We start from the raw sequence: 18,924 nt of genomic DNA, 5'->3' as shown, positions 1-18,924 counted from the left end.
TACATATCAGTTAGTAACACTAACAATCTCAATATCAAAATCAAGAATTGCGTTTGCTGGAATACTCACATTTCCGTTTCCATCTCTTTGAGCTGTCTGTCCATAACCTAAATCAGAAGGAATCAGAAGTCTTATTTTACCACCTACTCCAATTTTACCTGGAATAACTTCTGTCCATCCTTTAATTACACCATCAAGCAGAAACTCAACACCGTCAGTACTCGAATCAAATACAGACCCATCAAGTAATCTTCCGGTATACTTTACCTTTACTTTGGAAGTTGGCTTAACATCCCCTTTACCTGTACCTTCAGCAGAAATGATATAACGAACTCTGCTTGGATCTGTTACTGGATTTAAACCTTTTGCTGCAACAAACTTATCCAACAAATAATTATCCATTTCTACCCAGTTTTTCTGAGTAAGCAAGGCTAAATCGATTACGATAATCTCATTAGATTCTACTCCAAATGTTTTATTGCCATTTTTACCAAATGCCATACTTGAAGGTAAAATAACTCTTGCTGTTCCACCTTTTTGAAGTTTAGAAAGTGTAAGTCTAACAGCTGGAATATCCTTAAAACCAAATCTATCGGTATAACCTAAGAAATTACGTGGAATCTGGTAATCTGAATTCTTAAAAAATGAAGCACCACTAGCATGTTTAAAATCATAAGTATAGAATACAGAATCGGTTCTATCAACAGCTCCACCTGTCCCTTTATCAAGAATCTTATAATGATATCCCAATGTATCCACTCCCCCTGTTAGGTTATTATTTTTAATATACTCCGCTATCTGACGCTTATCTAAAGCGTCAATAGTTTCATACTCTTTTTCACATGAATTGAACAGCACTAAACAGCCTAACAAGGCAATAGTATATAATGATAAATTTTTAATCATTTGGGGTTTTTATTTACAGAAACTATTTCTAAGGTAATATCTAATATTGAATTTGGTGGTATTCTTGGTGAAGTAATCGCTCTTTGCTGATAAGCCAGTGTTGAAGGAATCAGTAACCTGATCAATCCTCCAGGTCTAATTAAGCTAACTCCAGTCTTCCATCCTTCGATGTATCCGGGAAGCATAAACTTAAACGTACTATCGACACTTCTACTCAACAAAACCGAGTCTTTTAAAATTTTTAAAGTATAATTACTATACACTGTATCTGTCTGAACAACTTGATTTCCTGCTCCTGATTTGATGATATTATAATACAAACCTGAACTGTGTTTAGTCGCCGTCACACTACTGTCCGCCATATACTTAACGATAATAGCGTCGTCAATCTCCAATTGCTTTACCCCATCATAGGGTACTTCTTTCTCGCAGGCAACAAAAGCTACTGCTATCATAAAAAAGCCCAACAAGCCAGTGGTTTTTAACATAATTCACAAAAATAGTCTTTTATTGCCGATGGCGCAATTTTTAACCAATTTTAACAATTTCCATATAGTCTTTCTTCTAAACTTGTAACAGTTTGCATCATTTAATTATGGGTAAAAGATCGATGAAGCAGCCCCCTCAATAATCTATTAGAGTAAAATATGATTCCATAAAAAACCCGTAATCAAATTGATTACGGGCCTTCCAGTTTTAATTATGAATCGTTTCTTTATAGAATATTAGTAACAATACTTATTAGCATTAATCAATTGCTGTGCCACTTTTTGCCTTGCATCTTTTACATTAAATGCCTCCATTTTGGTAAATCTTCTTAAACCTACCATCATCATCCTTTGCTCATCACCCTCCGCAAATGCCCATAGTGCTTCTTTACCCGCTTTCTGAACTGCATCTACTGCTTCAACAAAATAAATACGCATCATATTCAGTTGTCCCTCGCAAGCTTCCTCTCCACGCATACTTACCAACTTTTCCGTTCTTAACATAGCAGATTCAGCCACATACACATAACTCGCCATATCTGCAATATTCATCAATATCTCTTGCTCCTTTGATAAGCTCATCATTAACTTCTGGACAGCCGCCCCAGCAACCATAAGTGTTGCCTTTTTCAGGTTTTTAATGATCTTCTTTTCCGCCGCAAACAGCGTATCATCTTCCTCACCAAATTCCGGAATCGACATCAATTCCGCAGCAACAGCAGCTGCTGGCGTCATCAAATCAAGTTCCCCTTTCATCGCACGCTTCAACATCATATCCACCGTAAGCAGCCTATTGATTTCGTTTGTACCTTCAAAAATCCTGTTGATTCTTGCATCACGGTAAGCACGATCCATTGGCGCATCGGCTGAGAAGCCCATACCACCATAAATCTGTACACCTTCATCAACAACATAATCCAAAGCTTCAGAACCCCATACTTTCAAAATTGCACATTCGACAGCAAACTGCTCTGTTGATTTCAATTTAGCCTTGCCTTCATCCATCCCTCCTGCTACCAATGCATCAAATGCATCGTCAATATTCTGACCAGCTCGGTAGTTGGCAGATTCAACAGCATAGACCTTAGTCGCCATTTCCGCAAGCTTATACCTGATAGCCCCATACTTAGAAATTTGACGATCAAATTGAACCCGTTCATTCGAATAATTTACTGCAGTATCAATTACAGATTTCGATGCGCCAATAGCAGCAGCGGCTAACTTAATTCTACCAATATTTAGAATGTTAACGGCCATTTTAAAACCATTCTGACGATCAGAAAGCATATTCTCTACCGGCACATGGCAGTCATTAAAAAACACCTGCCTCGTTGAAGAACCCTTGATCCCCATTTTATGTTCTTCCGGATTCATCGTAATACCACCAAATCCACGCTCTACTATAAAAGCAGTCAGATTAGCATCATCATCAATCTTTGCAAACACAATAAAAATATCCGCAAATCCGCCGTTGGTAATCCACATTTTCTGACCATTGATCACATAATGTTTACCATCTTCAGACAATTTAGCTTTTGTCTTTCCGGAATTAGCGTCTGAACCTGAGTTTGGCTCGGTCAAACAATAAGCAGCTTTCCACTCCCCTGTCCCTAACTTAGGGATATATTTGCTTTTTTGCTCCTCAGTCCCGTAATATAAAATTGGTAAAGTTCCAATTCCAGTATGTGCCGATAGGGCCACAGCAAAAGAATGTCCTGCACCAATTACATCAGCAACCAACATTGAAGTATTAAAGTTCTTTCCAAATCCACCATACACTTCTGGAATGGAAACACCCAGAATCCCCAAGTCTCCTGCTTTGTCCATCAATGAAGGCATCAATCCTTCTTCTTGTGTATCTATACGGTCTAAATTAGGATATACTTCCGCTACCAGAAAGTCCCGGCAGGTCTGCGCAATCATTAATTGTTCTTCATCAAATTCCTCAGGAATAAATACATCCTGATAAGTGGTTTCTGTTATCAAAAACTCGCCACCTTTAATCGCTTTTTTATCTGTAGCTTCCATTTTTTTTGATTAAATCATTGTTCATTACTAAAGCATTTCAAAAATACCAGCGGCGCCCTGACCAGTTCCTACGCACATGGTGACCATTCCATATTTCTGATTCCTTCTTTTTAATTCATTAAATATTTGTACGGATAATTTAGCACCAGTACATCCAAGGGGGTGTCCAAGCGCAATTGCACCTCCATTTACATTTAACAGATCAGGGTTAAGATGAAGCTCCCTTACAATTGCCAAAGATTGGGAAGCAAAAGCTTCATTTAATTCGATCAGATCAATTTGATCAAGTGTCATACCTGCTTGTTTTAATGCCTTAGGTATTGCATATATAGGACCAATTCCCATAATTCTCGGGGGAACACCCGCAATGCCATAGCTTACCAAACGAGCAATAGGTTCAACTCCAAGTTCTTTCATTTTCTGCTCAGAAACGACAAGTACAAATGCTGCACCATCAGAAGTTTGTGAGGAGTTACCAGCTGTAACTACACCGTCAGCAGCAAATACAGGCTTTAATTTAGCAAGCTTTTCTATAGAAGTATCTGCTCTTGGACCTTCATCTGTATCCACAATATAACTACGGGTTTTCTTTTTCATATCCGCATCCAGGTAATTCTCATTTACTGTAATCGGCAATACACCCTCTTTTAAATGTCCATTTTTAATAGCCTCAACGGCTTTTTGATGTGAATGATAAGAGAATATGTCTTGATCTTCTCTGCTTACATTGTATTCCTTTGCAACGGCCTCTGCTGTCAAGCCCATTCCCCAATACCAATCCGGATTAGTTTTGGCCACATCAGCATTCGGAACAATCTTCCATCCTCCAAAAGGCATACCCGACATCACTTCTACACCACCAGCAATAATACAATCGGCCATTCCGCTTTTAATCTTCGCCACTGCTGTAGCAATGGTTTCCAATCCAGATGCACAATATCTGTTTACAGTAACCCCAGGTACCTTATCTGTATTTAATCCCATCAAAGAGATCATACGGGCAATATTCAATCCTTGCTCCGCCTCAGGAGTGGCATTACCTACAATTACATCATCAATCTGCTCAGTATCCAGGTTTGGCACAGAAGCCACCAGTCCCCTGATTACCTCCGCTGCCAGATCATCAGCCCTCGTGAAACGAAATACACCACGTGGAGCCTTGCCCACTGCCGTACGATATCCTGCTATAATATATGCTTCTTGCATGTCTTATCTTTTTTAAGCTAAAATTAATTCCTTAAAGGTTTACCCTTAGTAACAATACTCTGAATACGTTCCAAAGTCTTTCTTTCACCGCAAAGCGACAAGAACACCTCCCTTTCCAGATCAAGTAAATACTGCTCTGTAACTTCAGTTGGTGCAGAAAGATCACCACCACACATTACCCATCCCAGTTTTTCAGAAATCTTCTTATCATGTTCTGAAATATAATGTCCAGAGTACATCGTATTGGCACCAGCATATACAATACCCAGACCCTGTTTACCTAATACTTTAATGTCCTTACGTCTTACCGGCTGGGTATATCCTGCATCAGCAAGTTCAAGAGCTTTGGCCTTAGCATCAGCAATTAACCTACTTCTATTCATAGAAATAGCATATTTATCCTTTAGCAAATAACCCAATTCAAAAGCCTCAACAGCAGAGGTAGAAACCTTAGCCATTCCAATGGTTAGGAACCTATCCTTTAAAGCATTCTGAACAATCTGGTCATCACGATATTCATCAGAAGCACGAAGTGCAAACTCTTTCGTACCACCACCTCCAGGAATAACTCCAACACCGAACTCCACTAATCCCATATAAGTTTCTGCATTCAACTGAACATGATCCGCATGTAAACTGAACTCACAGCCACCACCCAACGTTAAGTTATGTGGAGCTACAACTACAGGAATCGAGGAGTACCTGATTCGCATAGAAGTGTTTTGGAACATTCTGATGGCCATATTTAATTCTTCCCACTCCTGTTCAACCGCCATCATAAAGATCATTCCTACATTAGCTCCCGCCGAAAAATTTGCCCCATCATTTCCTATCACTACTCCTCTATAATCCTTTTCGGCCATATCAATCGCTTTATTGATAGCTTGTAGGGTATCACCACCAATGGTATTCATTTTAGAATGAAACTCTACATTCAGAATCCCGTCCCCAAGGTCAATAATAGAAGCGCCAGAATTTTTCCAGATCACTTTATTTGCTCTCAGATTATCAAGAATGATAAATTCTTCCGCCCCCGGTACGACCTTATAGCTTTTAGAAGGGATATCGTAATATTTCCTAATTCCATCTTCAACTTTATAGAAAGATGTATTTCCAGCCTCAAGCATTTCATGAACCCAGGCAGCAGCCTCGTGTCCATATTTCTTCATTCCTTCAATAGATTCAGCAATACCTACGGCATCCCAAACCTCGAATGGACCAAGATCCCATCCAAAACCAGCACGCATGGCATCATCAATTCTATACAACTCATCAGAAATTTCAGGAATTCTGTCAGACACATATTCAAACAAACCAAAGAAAGAAGCTCTGAACAACTCTCCCGCTTTGTCCTTTCCAGCGGCAAACACTTTCATTCTATCTCTTACATTCTCGATAGGCTTGGTCAGATCCAGTGTTGCAGATTTCACTTTAACCTGCGGCCTATATTCCAGGGTCTTTAAGTCAAGTGCCAATATTTCTGTTTTGCCCTCTGCAGTTTTTGTCTTTTTATAAAAACCTTGTCCGGTTTTATCACCCAACCAATTGTTGGCTTCCATTTTTTCTACATAAGCAGGTAAATTAAATAAGTCATGAGCTTTGTCATCCGGACAATTGTCGTACAATCCTTTAGATACCTTAATCATGGTATCTAAACCTACCACATCTGTGGTACGGAAAGTGGCAGATTTTGGCCTACCCAATGCTGGCCCAGTAAATTTATCTACTTCCTCAACGGTAAGTTCCATTTTTTCTACCAGATGAAGTAAAGCCATAATTGAATACACTCCTACTCTATTAGCAATAAACGCCGGGGTATCTTTACAGAGCACGGTTGTTTTACCTAAGAATTTATCCCCATAATGCATCAGAAAATCCACCAGTTCAGACTTAGTATTAGGAGTAGGAATAATTTCCAATAATCTTAAATAACGAGGTGGGTTGAAAAAATGGGTTCCACAGAAGTTCGCTTTAAAATCTTCCGAGCGTCCTTCAGCCATCAAATGAATAGGTATTCCAGAAGTATTTGAAGTGATCAAGGTGCCAGCCTTACGATATTGCTCAACCTGTTCAAAAACTTTCTTCTTGATTTCAAGGTTTTCCACTACAACTTCTATGATCCAGTCGTAGGTTGCAATCTTTGCCATATCATCCTCAAAATTTCCGGTTGTAATTTTATTCAGAACTTTTTTCGAATATACCGGAGAAGGGTTTGTTTTTACTGCATTTTGCAAAGCTGTGTTTACAATAGTGTTTTTATCACCCTCTTTTGCTGGTATATCCAGCAAAAGTACTTCTACTCCTATGTTCGCAAAGTGACAGGCAATACGTGAGCCCATAATACCTGAGCCCAACACTACTACTTTATTTATCTTTTTGTTCATCATGTTCAACTGGAATTTTATATGCCAATGTAAGTTTGTTCAATTTCTGCAGGGTTATTAAAAGGTTATTTTTTTCAATAGTACTCAGGTTCTTTGCCAGGTACTCGTTAAAAGCAATCACAACTCCCTTAGCCATATGTCTTTTTTCATAACCAAGTTCCGTCAGAAAAACCTTTACTGAGCGCTTATCGCCAGTAGATGTTTCCCTGTATATTAACCCTGATTCCTCCATATTGTTTAACATCCTGGATAGGCTGGTTGCTTTCACACCCAGTAAACCAGCCAGCTGAGACACTGCCGTACCTTCTTTGCCAATATTAATCAGCACATAACCTATGGCTTGTGTGATCCCAAACCCTGAGGCAATTTGATTGTATGTATTAGATACATTCTGCCAAACCACCTTTAAAAAATAATCTATCGTTTCCTGCTGTTTCATCAATTACTATGCTTGCATAGCAAAGCTATAGAATTAAAAGGTATAATGCAAATAGATGTTAGAAAATAATAAGCATCAAAAAAGCCTTCCTGATTGAACAGAAAGGCTTTTAAAAATAGTGAGATATGAGACTAGAATAAAGTAAATTCTACCCTTCTATTTTGCTGACGACCAGCAGCCGTTTTATTGGTCGCAATAGGCTGATTCATTCCATAACCTGTAGCCTCAATTCTTGATGCATTTGCACCTTGAGAAACCAGATATGCTTTTACAGACTCTGCTCTATCTTTAGACAATCTCATGTTTAAAGCAGCTGATCCTGTATTATCAGTATGACCTGCTAATTTCAGACTAAAGTTTTTCTCCACTAATAATGCAGCTACGCGATTCAATGTCGCATAAGATTTAGCGCGGATGGTCGATTTACCAAGATCAAACTCTAGATTTTTAATTGCATCAGCCACTACTTTACGATCAGCTTCTGTAATAATTACCTTTTCAATTGGAGCCGGAACTTTTAAAGGACAACCTGAGCCATCAACAACAACACCAGCCGGAGTACCAGGACATTTATCCAATTTATCTGCCACACCATCACCATCACTATCTTTCAACAGATCATTCATTTCAGATCTTAGCTTAGCATTTTCTGCTTTTTGTGCATCCAAATCACTTTTCAATGCATTAGCAGTTTGCTTAGCCTGTAACGCTTCGTCATAAGTCAAAGCTACAGGGTTATGCCATGCCAGTTGTTTTCCAGTACCCAAAGCGAATTCTAAACCCCCATAAGCATAGTTATACTTGTCATTGCTACCACGGTAAAGTCCATCCAGGTTATCACCATCAACAAAATTTACAGTCCAGCCCAAATCCAAGTTCACTTTTTCAGCCAATTTAAATTTAGCACCTAAGCCCACTGGAATGATTAACTCTTTAATAGTTTTGCCTCCAGCATAATCTGCCAAGCCAGCACTACCTGTCGCCGTTTTCACCTTATAACCGGCAAGACCGGCACCACCAGAAGCATATAGTTGAACTGCACTTTCCTTATTAAACATACTGATGTTAAAAAGATTTACTACTGCATTTAAACTACCTGAATAAGACAGATCTGTTTCAAATGCACTCACTGGACTTACATTTGCGGTTCCACTTTTCCAGTTCTCTGAATTATCTCCCTTTAGTTTACCTCTGACTCCATCCAAACGCAAAGAGAAATACGGGGTAATTTGTTTTTTAATATATAAACCATATCCTAAATCAGATTTCCATTTAGAAAAGTCGTTCTTCCCACCAAGTGGAGATACTGGTGTAAGCACACCTGCGTTTACGCCAATAGACCAGGTCGACAATGCGTTAGACTCGGTCGTTTTATCCTGCGCCTGAACAGCATTTCCAAACAACAATGCCGAGAAAGCCAGGGGCAAGCATTTTAATAAATTTGTTTTCATAAGTTTCATAAGATGAGGAATAATTGTTATCTGAATTAAAGATTCATCTGTAACAATTCAATTCGCAGGCCAAACTACAAAACACCCATTTAGAAGCAATCAACTCATATTAAACTGTTTATAATTCAGTACAATTACCAACCAATACTTTTATCATCTCCTCTTTTATCTGCACCACCTTGATAATAACCCCATTTGGTTTTCAAAATAGCATCAACCCTGCCTATAGCACCGCGCTCTAAAACTGGATAGCCCTTACTTTTAAGTTTTATAACAGTCATACTATCCAGTGCCCCTTTTTCTACATAAATAGTATCAGGCAGCCATTGATGATGAAACTTTTTAGCATCTACAGCAGCTTGCATATTCTTATCAAACTCAATTACATTTATTACAGTTTGAAATACAGATGTAATGATAGTAGAACCACCCGGAGTACCCACAACCATAAACAATTCACCATTCTTTTCAATAATAGTAGGTGCCATAGAGCTCAACATACGCTTAGCAGGCATGATGGCATTGGCTTCACCGCCTACTAAACCATACATATTCGGCGAGCCAGGCTTTACTGAGAAGTCGTCCATTTCATTATTTAATAAAAATCCGGCACCCTTAACTACTACTGCAGAACCGTACGAACCATTTAGTGTAGTAGTTACAGAAACAGCATTCCCGGCCTTATCAACTATAGAAAAATGTGTCGTCTCTTCATGCTCTGCCACTTTAAATGTTCCCGCTTTAATAGCTGCACTGGGAGTCGCATGTGCCCAGTTAAAACCTGCCATTCTTCCTTTTATATAAGCATCATTCAAAAGCTGCTCCTGTGGCACATCATAAAAATCCGGATCTCCCAGATGTGTAGCACGATCTGCATATACTCTTCTCTCAGCTTCCACTATTAACTGTACAGTTGAGTCTGCATTCAAGCCCCATCGTTTTAAAGGATAAGGTTCCACAGACTTAAGCAGTTGAATCAAGGCAATACCACCGCTAGATGGTGGTGGCATAGTAATTATTTTAAAGCCCTTATAATCTCCGATTATCGGCTCACGCCAAACAGCTTTATAACTCTTTAAATCGTCCGCACTGAGAATCCCATTTCCACGTTTCATTTCAGCCAGTAAACTATCAGCAACCGAACCAGCATAAAAACCAGCCATACCTTTGTCCCTGATTTGTTCTAATGTATTCGCTAGTTCAGATTGCACCAATGCATCCCCTTCCACCCATTCACCTTCCTTTACCAATGCAGTGCCATTGGGATTATAAGTTATAAAACGTTCTTTTAACCCATTCAATTCCCTGGCCTGACGTGCTGTAATTTTAAAGCCATTTTTAGCCAGTGCAATAGCGGGTTCCAAAAGGTCCGCCCATTTCAATTTACCATATTTTTGATGTGCAGCTACCATTCCGGCCACAGAACCTGGCACTCCAGCTGCCAGATGTCCGAATAAACTTTTATCAACCAAAGGATTACCATCAGCGTCTAAGTACATATCTCTTGAAGCGCTGAAGCCAGCCTTCTCTCTAAAGTCCAGCGTAGTAACTTCTCCTTTTGCAGAACGATATACCAAAAAACCACCTCCACCAATATTCCCGGCATTAGGATAAACCACAGCCAAAGCAAACTGAACCGCTACGGCTGCATCAATTGCGTTACCACCTTTTTTTAAAATATTTATCCCAACCAGAGAAGCATCTTCACTCGCTGAGACAACCATTCCTTTACGATATTCATTGCCATTATTTTGCCCAAGTTGTCCACCAACACATCCAGCATTAGCAATCATAACCGACAATAGTATTGCTAAAGAAAAATCCTTAACCTTTATAGCTCTCTGCATCAAGATAGATTTTATCTATAAGCGCTGCATTTTTCTCCAGCACAACTTTTCTCTTCAGACTTAACTTTGGCGTTAGTTCACCTCCATCTATACTCCATTGTTTAGGCAATAGTGCAAATCGTTTCACCTGCTCCCATTTACCAAAATCTTTGCCACTTAATTCAACTATCTTATTAAACTTTTCTAAAACCTCCGCATTCATGATCATTTCCTCATCGGTAGTATACGTAATCCCTTTCTTCCCTGCCCATACTTTTAGTGCAACAAAGTTAGGAACGATCAAAGCCGCAGGGAATTTACGGTTCTCACCCAGCACCATCACTTGTTCTACCAATGGCGTTTCTTTAAATTTATTTTCTATGGTTTGTGGAGCTATATACTTTCCTCCAGCTGTTTTAAATATCTCTTTCTTACGATCAGTAATTTTTAAGAATCTACCCCCTAATATTTCACCTATATCACCTGTATGGAACCAGCCATCAGCATCGATTGTTTCTGCAGTAAGATCATCCCGTAAATAATATCCCTTCATAATTGCATGTCCACGCGCCAGCACTTCTCCATCCTCTGCAATTTTAATCTCCATGCCTTCTATTGCTGGTCCAACTGTTCCAAACATGGTATTATCAAAATGATTAACTGTAATTACCGGAGAGGTTTCTGTTAAGCCATAACCTTCAAAAACAGGCATTCCGGCAGCCCAGAAAATACGTGCCAAACGAGGATTTAAAGCTGCACCACCTGAAACAATAACAACTATATTTCCACCGAGTGCTTCCTGCCATTTTTTAAACACTAATTTACGAGCAATATCTAATTTAAAATTATACCACCAGCTATTGCTGATTTCATATTTTTCCGCAAGTGCTACCGACCAGAAGAAAATCCCTCTTTTAATTCCGGTAAGGGCCTTCCCTTTTTCCATAATTTTCTCATATACCTTTTCCAGCAAACGCGGAACAGTAGAGAATACGCTGGGTTGCACAAACTGTATATCTGCGACAATAGTCTCCATGCTTTCGGCATAGTAAACACCTACACCAGAATACATATACAAGTAAACCACCATTCGCTCAAAAATATGAGAGAGTGGTAAAAAGCTCAAACCTTTTTTGATACCGTCTGGCAGCAATACTGCAGAGTTTTCAAAGTTCTTTACTAGATTGTTGTGCGTTAGCATAACGCCTTTTGGAGTACCAGTAGTACCAGATGTATAAATCAAGGTTAAAATATCATCTGCCTTTACTTCTTTTCTATATCCATCAAGATCTACTTCCTGCTGAGTTTCACCAGCTTTTAGCAAAGCAGACCAATTTTCAGCCCCTGTTATTTCATCAAATGTGTAAATCTTTACCGGCGACTTCAATTCTTTATTTACCGATTCCAGTTTTTTATAAATAGCTTCATCTGCGGCAAAGACTACAGTAACCTCTGCGTTTTCAATAATAAACTTAATATCATGTTCTGCCAAGGTTGGATACAATGGTATTTGATAAGCACCTATTTGCATTATTGCAAAATCACTAATATTCCATTCAGGCCTATTGTGGGACATTACTGCCACCCTGGATGCCTTACCTATGCCTAAACTAATCAAGCCCTTGCTCAATAAATCAACCGTATCGCAAAATTTTTGGGTGCTATATCTCAGCCATTTGCCTTTTACTTTACCGCTGATAAATTCTTCTTTCGGAAATCTCTCTAAATTGTATTGAAGTAAATCGAATACTCTGGTTATAGTTGCAGCCATATGTGATCAGCTTTAATAAAAAATTTGGTTAGCGCTATACAGTGAATGATGTTTTATGCATCCCTTGCTTCTCAAACTTAAGTAAAAATAATTGAAAACAACTGATCAAACAGCCCCTTTTATTCTGTTATAGATTTATACTAAAACCAGTATTAATTACCAATAATAGGGGACACCTTAGTATCGATAGAGAAGGAAGTATTCCGCTAATAAAAAAAGCAAGAGAGGATTCCATTTTGGAACCCTCTCTATAAAGTTTATTTCTTCGTAAATATCACTCTTATTTTGTAAATTTTTCTTTCACCTGCTCAATTGTTATATTCTCAGCGATAACAATGCCTTTTTCATCCAGGAGAAACATAGCGGGAATCGCTTTGATTTTCCAGCTATTAGCAGTTTCACCATTATCCAGAAAACTTGGCCAAGGAAGATTTTCTTCGTATTCAGCTTTCAGCCAATCGTCTTCTTTTTTGTCGATTGAGATACTTACAATCTGAAGGCCTTTACTGTTCATTTCTTCATACAGCTTTTTCAAAGCAGGTATCGACTTGCGACAAGGGCCACACCAGGAAGCCCAGAAATCCACCAACGTATATTTCTGACCACTTGCTATTTTGCCGATATCAGCCTTAACTTTCCCATTAGTAACTGCATCAAATAAAGGTGCATTCTGTCCCAAAAATCCTTTTGGAAACAATTCTTCTTTTACAATCTGTCCGTAATAACTTTCCTTGGCCGCTTTAGAAAAAGATTCAAATACTGGTTTTTGATCGGGTGTAAAATAGCTGAAAGCATTCAACATTAGAAATGGTCCCCACCATGTATTCTTATTTGCTTCGACTACAGCAGAGGAAGTTTTACTTACTTTATCAAAGAATGCCTTTTCTTCAGATTCAAACTGTTTATAAGCAGAAGTTTTATAAAGTGAATCCAGTTTTACAGAATCTTTTTGCTCACGAGCTTTGCCGACCTGCTTCATAATTGCTTCTCCCCTTTTGTTATAGGCTTGATGATCTTGGTTTAACAGCTCTCTGTAGTGAACCTTTTTCTGGTATTCCAAATGAATCGGACTTCCGCTGATTTTCAGTTCATCCAGATCCACAAACTTATTACCATAGCGATCTGCAATTGTTGCTTTCGCATGAATAGAAATTTTTGTATTACCCACCATTACCTGGCATCCCCCGTAGTGCCCCTTTACGGTAATCTGAAACAATTTTGGGTCTTTTACAATTCCCTTAAAAGTAAAGCGACCTGCTTTAATAATTGTATTGGCTATTGGTTTTTCATCATTATGGGTGCCTGAAGGGATTAATGCTAATACTGTTCCGTCTGGCAATCCCGTAAAGGATCCATTAATCACGAAGCCTTGTGGAACTACGGCCTGTGTTATCAAAGCCCAGAGGAGCAGAAAAAAAGTGCCGGCAAATTTCATTGATTTCATATTTTAATTGAGTTAGTTTTACTTATCTACGTTTTGTTGGATAATCCCGTTGCCTGGATTTTTAATCGCTCCCATAGGGAAAGGCATGGTCCACATATGGGAATTTGGTGAAAGGCTGAGCGATTGTACCCCTTCAGTTTTAGTTAATGTGGTTGCATAATCCTTATCCTTGTTTAAGCGACGCATATCAGCAAACGGGACAATGCCATAGATCAAACAATTCGCTTTTGTTCTTTGGATGAGTTTTACAGCCTGTACAATACCCGTTGCCGAAGACGGCGCGTATTGAGCTGCGAAGATGCGCTTGACGCGCACTGCATCTAGACTAGATAATGCCCCCGGAATATTGTTCAAACGAGCCTGACATTCTGCCTTGATTAGGTAAACTTCGTTGGTTGTAAGTCCCGCATGATTAAAATAGCCAGTGGTGATGCTATAATAATAAGTATCCGTTCCTACTGTCCTTCTTCTCCATCTGGCAGCGAATGCTGCGTCTCCACTCTCAAATTTTGTCGCTCTATCCGTACGGATTGCAAACTCCCTTCCTGCATTTCTGGTGACGCCATGGCGGAAGTAATAGGTTTCTACAAAATCAAAGCCCATAGGCGATGTACTGAGTGCGTAAACCGGAGCTCCACTTCCATTTACCTGTTCAATATTATTTTTGTTCTGATCGTAAAATGCACGCCAGTCAAAAAGTTTATCATTATGTTTCAAGGCCTCATTGGCAGCGGTCAATGCCAGATCATATTTACCCATTGTAAGGTAAATTCGTGCTCTTAAAGCATATGCAGCACCCAGATTAGGATGTAATACAGTCGCACTGGTAACATTTAATGAAGGGATTGCTTCTTCAATGTCTTTCAACATAAAATCATAGATTTCTTTTATCGTGACCTGTTTGTGCGGTGCGTCTATATTCGCACTTAAAATAAGGGGTACGGCCCGTTTATCAGCGGCATTAGATTCCTCATAAGTGTCAGCATAGAAATTACTAAGTGTATAATATGCTATTGTACGGAGAATTTTCGCTTGCGCGATGAGTTCTGATTTTTGTGCAACAGTTGCCTCAGTCGTTTTGTTTACATTTTCAATCAACAGGTTACTGTTACTTATGGTTAAATACAAACTGTAATATGTGGTCTCATCTGCATTATTCAAATTAATTCTGTTGGCACTTTCATTCCAATTGTAATTTGCCCCTCCCAACTGATCATAATTCAAATTTGCTTGGGTCTCAAATCTATCGTTAAGCAGATAAACAGCCTGATTTATATTACTGGTTTGGTTGTCGTACTCATTACGCATAAAAGCCTCATAGTCCGCAAAAGTTGTAGGTATTTTATTTCCCGTGGGCAGCACGTCTATAAATTTCTTACAACCTCCCAGGCTTAAGCCCAATAATATTACCCAGGTGCCGATGGTTTTATAAAATATTGTTTTCATCTTCATAAAGATTAAGTAATCACTAGAAATTCAAGTATACACCCCATACATAATTCGGCCTTACATAGCCATTCAGCAAATATTTTGCATTTTGGCTTTTCGCAAGTGTAAATGCATCCTCCACATTAAATTGGAAACGTATTCCTTGCATACCAAATCTGTTACTGACGTTCGATGGCATCCTGTAAGCCAATGAAATGTTACGCAGGCGCAGGTTTGTAGCATCAATCACATTAACATCAGCATTCTTATAAATTGTTGCGCTTTGACTGTTAAATTCAGGATCTTCAGCAAAGACCGCACGTGGCACATTGGTTCGGGTTTCATCACCAGGCACTCTCCAACGATCATTGATCTCTTTGTTCCCCACCCCGATAGTACTGACATAACCAAAAAGGCCGTTGTAATTATTGCCCAACATTGGCAAAAAAGTGTTTCTCATTTTATGCCCTCCTTCGAAAGTAAGAAGAAAAGACAGTGTAAAACTCTTATAATCCAGCACGTTATTCAGAGAGCCACTAAATTTAGGAACAGTAGTTCCTGCGTAAACTATTGATTCTAAAGTACCAGGTGCGTAATTTACTTTTTCTCCTTTTTCATCATACACCTGCGGCAAACCGGTCTCACTTAGCCCTGCCCATTTATAAGCATATAATGCATTATATGGATTGCCTATGCGGGGGAAAGCTTCGGGATAATCCAACTGAAGGAAATATACAGGCGCTTCTATGTTTACATAAGTCACTCTATTTTTATTAAACGCATACTGTATGGCCAGATTCCAGTTTAGTTCCTTACTGCTTATCACATCTCCCGACAAAGAAAGTTCAATCCCTTTGTTTAGCATTTCCCCATTGTTAATTGAGTAGGTACTGTAACCAAAGCCTTCTGTAGGATTGCCCTGCGTATTTGCCAACAGATCTTTTCCGGTTCTACGATAATAATCCAAGGTTCCACTCACACGGTTAGTAAAGAGAGAAAAATCTATCCCCAGATTCGTTGTACTGGTTTTTTCCCAGGAAAGCAGTGGATTTGGCCTGCTGTTTACCCCACCAGACAGTCCCCCAACATTGTAGTTTTGATTATAATACGCAGTAAGAAAGGGAGCTCTGTTGGAATAGATGTTTCCGCCAATACCATGTGACACCCGCAATTTCAATTGATCTACCCATTCTGTTCTGAAAAATAATTCCTTATGGATATTCCATCCTGCACCAGCAGACCAGATAGGCGTATTCTGATATTTGGAACTAGTACCCCATAAATTAGACTGATCCCAACGAATACTTCCTGTAATCAAATACTTATCATCATAACCATAACCTGCATTTGCATAAAGAGAGATAAAACGGTTGACTTTCTGATAATGAACAAATTGATCTCTTTCCTCAAAGGAAGCAGAATTTAAAATGTTTCCAGGATAGCTGGAGAGCAGTACTGGGTTGATAAATGCATAGCTCAACACAATTGGATCGTAGTTATAAAGGTATTGCGAACGGGTGTCTCTTTGTGAATTACGGATTTCTGTACCAACAATTGCATTTATGCTATGCTTTTCACCAAATCTTTTGTCCACATTGAATTGCTGACGGAAATTAAAAGCTGTTTGCAACCGATCTTCATCGTAATTGATATGACCATACGGCAGATTAAATGTTGCCGGTCCAGAAGCATTTGAAGATGCAAAACTATTTACCCTGTTACGTACATAAAAAGAATTTTTATCGTACAGCAAATTAGACTTTTCTGTTGCATGTTCGTATTGGAATGTTGGGCTATAAGAAAGCCAATCTGTTATCTTCGCATTCAGTTTTATAAAAGTTCTACTGCTGAACCCTTTAGTTTTATTGATATTCCAGGCTTGTTCCTGCAAAGGAGTAATGTCCATGCTATAAAGTCCATTACTATTGATCTGACTTATGCTATTGGCAGATAAACGTGATGTAGCCGCGGAAGTGAAATAATTACCATCTGCAGTGATCAGACGGTCGTACGGTAAATACTGATACCCTGGTGAAAGCGTATTGTAGGATTGTCCTTTCTCTTCCTTGTAAGATATAAAGGCACTAAGATCCATACTCAGCCATTTATTAAGCTGCACTTTATCATTAAGATTAAGCCCCACTGATTCATCACCATTATATTTGTCTTCAAATTTATTGTTACGGTAAGTAACCGAGCTATAAAAAGAGTTCTTCTCTGTTGAATTTCCTGCACTAATATTATACTGCTGATAGAAGGGACTGCGTTTGCTATATTTTTCTACATCATTATAATACTGAAAACCGGCACCAGCGAGTTTATCCAATATAGCATTCAGATCTGATGTTGAAAGTGTACCTGCTATATTACGAAGCATAGCATTAATACCTTGGTTCTGGTAGGCTACATTTTCTAAAAGATTACTGGCATAAGCAGCTGCCCCAGCACCCTTTAAACTGGTATTACTTGCCGCCCATTCTTTTTCAAGCTCTATAATATCTGCTGCATTGGTTAAGTTTCCAGTGTAATAACGATAAGGCTGTATAGTTAATGTACTGGAAACATTAATCTGAGGCTTTCCTTTCCTGGCTTTTTTAGTGACAATAACTATTACGCCATTAGAAGCTCTTGCGCCATAAATAGACGCAGCCGCTGCATCTTTCAAAACAGTAATACTTTCGATGTCTTCCAAATTCAATCCTGGAATACCATCAGTTACATTGCCCGAAGCGTCATAATTTGTATTTTCTACAGGAAAGCCATCTATCACATACAAAGGAGCTGTGAAGCCCTGCATAGTAGATGTACCACGGATAAGCCCCTTATTATAACCTACAATACGACCTTCCAACAAAGATCCCATGCTACTTAATCGTTGTTGCTCTAACTTTTTAGCAGAAACAGTAGAAAATGATCCCGTTACGCGTTCTTTAGGCAAAGTCTGATAACCGGTAGAAACGGTAACTTCCTGCAATTCACCTGCAGCAACTTCCAGACTAATATCGCCCAGATCTTCTGAAGCTTTTATTTCTTTAGTCTGATAACCCAAGAAAGAAATAACCAAAATTGCATTCTGATCCGTGCCGGCGAGTACAAAACTGCCATTTTCAGCGGTCGATGTAACCCGTTTAGTTCCTTTTATTAATACTGTAGCGCCAATAAGTGGTTTTCCTGTTTCATCTAAAATCCGGCCTTTGATATCCACTGCCTGAAATCGGGCAATGATATCCTCTATAAAAGATCGTTCTTTTGTTCTAACCAGGACTGTTTTATTATTTATGCTAAATTCCAGTGGCTGGTTTTTAAAAATCTGGACCAGCACATCCTTTAATTCAGCATTTTTTGCCTGAATGCTCACTTTAGATGCATTCTTTAGCATAGAATTAGTAACTACAAAACTATAACCAGTCTGATCACTAATCTGATCAAAAATGGTTAATAACTCCGCGTTTTTAACAGACAATGAGATCTTTTGTGCGTAAGTTCCGGCATTGACCTGCATAATAACTAAGAATAAGAGCAAAGTGGTTAACTTCATAACTCTCCATATTTT

Annotated in this window: 12 protein-coding genes; all 12 read right to left on the bottom strand. The window is 38.9% G+C overall.

The features are described from left to right. Positions 1-6: 6 nt before the first annotated feature. The gene (locus WC623_RS19525) at positions 7-906 is read right to left on the bottom strand and encodes an FKBP-type peptidyl-prolyl cis-trans isomerase (protein WP_372854229.1); all 900 of its coding nucleotides are present in this window, start codon (positions 904-906) and stop codon (positions 7-9) included. After that, positions 903-1,394, bottom strand: coding sequence for an FKBP-type peptidyl-prolyl cis-trans isomerase (locus WC623_RS19520; RefSeq protein ID WP_372854227.1), 492 nt, complete (start codon positions 1,392-1,394; stop codon positions 903-905). The genes WC623_RS19525 and WC623_RS19520 overlap by 4 nt, the downstream gene beginning before the upstream one ends. A gap of 237 nt (positions 1,395-1,631) precedes the next feature. Further along, positions 1,632-3,422, bottom strand: a complete 1,791-nt coding sequence (locus WC623_RS19515) for an acyl-CoA dehydrogenase family protein (RefSeq protein ID WP_372854225.1) — start codon at positions 3,420-3,422, stop codon at positions 1,632-1,634. A gap of 27 nt (positions 3,423-3,449) precedes the next feature. Beyond that, the gene (locus tag WC623_RS19510) at positions 3,450-4,628 is read right to left on the bottom strand and encodes an acetyl-CoA C-acyltransferase (protein ID WP_372854223.1); all 1,179 of its coding nucleotides are present in this window, start codon (positions 4,626-4,628) and stop codon (positions 3,450-3,452) included. Positions 4,629-4,651: 23 nt separating this feature from the next. Then, positions 4,652-7,012 (bottom strand): 3-hydroxyacyl-CoA dehydrogenase NAD-binding domain-containing protein, encoded by a 2,361-nt coding sequence (locus WC623_RS19505; RefSeq protein ID WP_372854321.1) that lies wholly within the window; start codon positions 7,010-7,012, stop codon positions 4,652-4,654. After that, the gene (locus WC623_RS19500) at positions 6,993-7,451 is read right to left on the bottom strand and encodes a MarR family winged helix-turn-helix transcriptional regulator (protein ID WP_372854221.1); all 459 of its coding nucleotides are present in this window, start codon (positions 7,449-7,451) and stop codon (positions 6,993-6,995) included. Before WC623_RS19500 ends, WC623_RS19505 begins: the two co-directional genes overlap by 20 nt. Positions 7,452-7,582: 131 nt before the next feature. Continuing rightward, positions 7,583-8,902 (bottom strand): OmpA family protein, encoded by a 1,320-nt coding sequence (locus WC623_RS19495; RefSeq protein WP_372854219.1) that lies wholly within the window; start codon positions 8,900-8,902, stop codon positions 7,583-7,585. A gap of 134 nt (positions 8,903-9,036) precedes the next feature. Then, on the bottom strand, positions 9,037-10,749 hold the full coding sequence (gene ggt / locus WC623_RS19490; RefSeq protein WP_372854217.1) for a gamma-glutamyltransferase: 1,713 nt from the start codon (positions 10,747-10,749) through the stop codon (positions 9,037-9,039). Then, positions 10,727-12,499 carry a long-chain fatty acid--CoA ligase gene (locus WC623_RS19485; RefSeq protein WP_372854216.1) on the bottom strand — a complete coding sequence of 591 codons (1,773 nt, stop codon included), beginning with the start codon at positions 12,497-12,499 and terminating at the stop codon, positions 10,727-10,729. The genes ggt and WC623_RS19485 overlap by 23 nt, the downstream gene beginning before the upstream one ends. A 280-nt stretch (positions 12,500-12,779) precedes the next feature. Next, the gene (locus WC623_RS19480; protein ID WP_372854214.1) at positions 12,780-13,943 is read right to left on the bottom strand and encodes a thioredoxin-like domain-containing protein; all 1,164 of its coding nucleotides are present in this window, start codon (positions 13,941-13,943) and stop codon (positions 12,780-12,782) included. An 18-nt stretch (positions 13,944-13,961) separates the two neighbouring features. Continuing rightward, the gene (locus tag WC623_RS19475; protein ID WP_372854212.1) at positions 13,962-15,389 is read right to left on the bottom strand and encodes a RagB/SusD family nutrient uptake outer membrane protein; all 1,428 of its coding nucleotides are present in this window, start codon (positions 15,387-15,389) and stop codon (positions 13,962-13,964) included. A 22-nt stretch (positions 15,390-15,411) separates the two neighbouring features. Next, on the bottom strand, positions 15,412-18,909 hold the full coding sequence (locus WC623_RS19470) for a SusC/RagA family TonB-linked outer membrane protein (RefSeq protein WP_372854210.1): 3,498 nt from the start codon (positions 18,907-18,909) through the stop codon (positions 15,412-15,414). Positions 18,910-18,924: the final 15 nt, after the last annotated feature.

Source organism: Pedobacter sp., assembly GCF_041645105.1.
In the GTDB taxonomy this organism is placed as follows: Bacteria; Bacteroidota; Bacteroidia; order Sphingobacteriales; family Sphingobacteriaceae; genus Pedobacter.
This window is presented reverse-complemented; position numbering and strand designations above follow the sequence as displayed.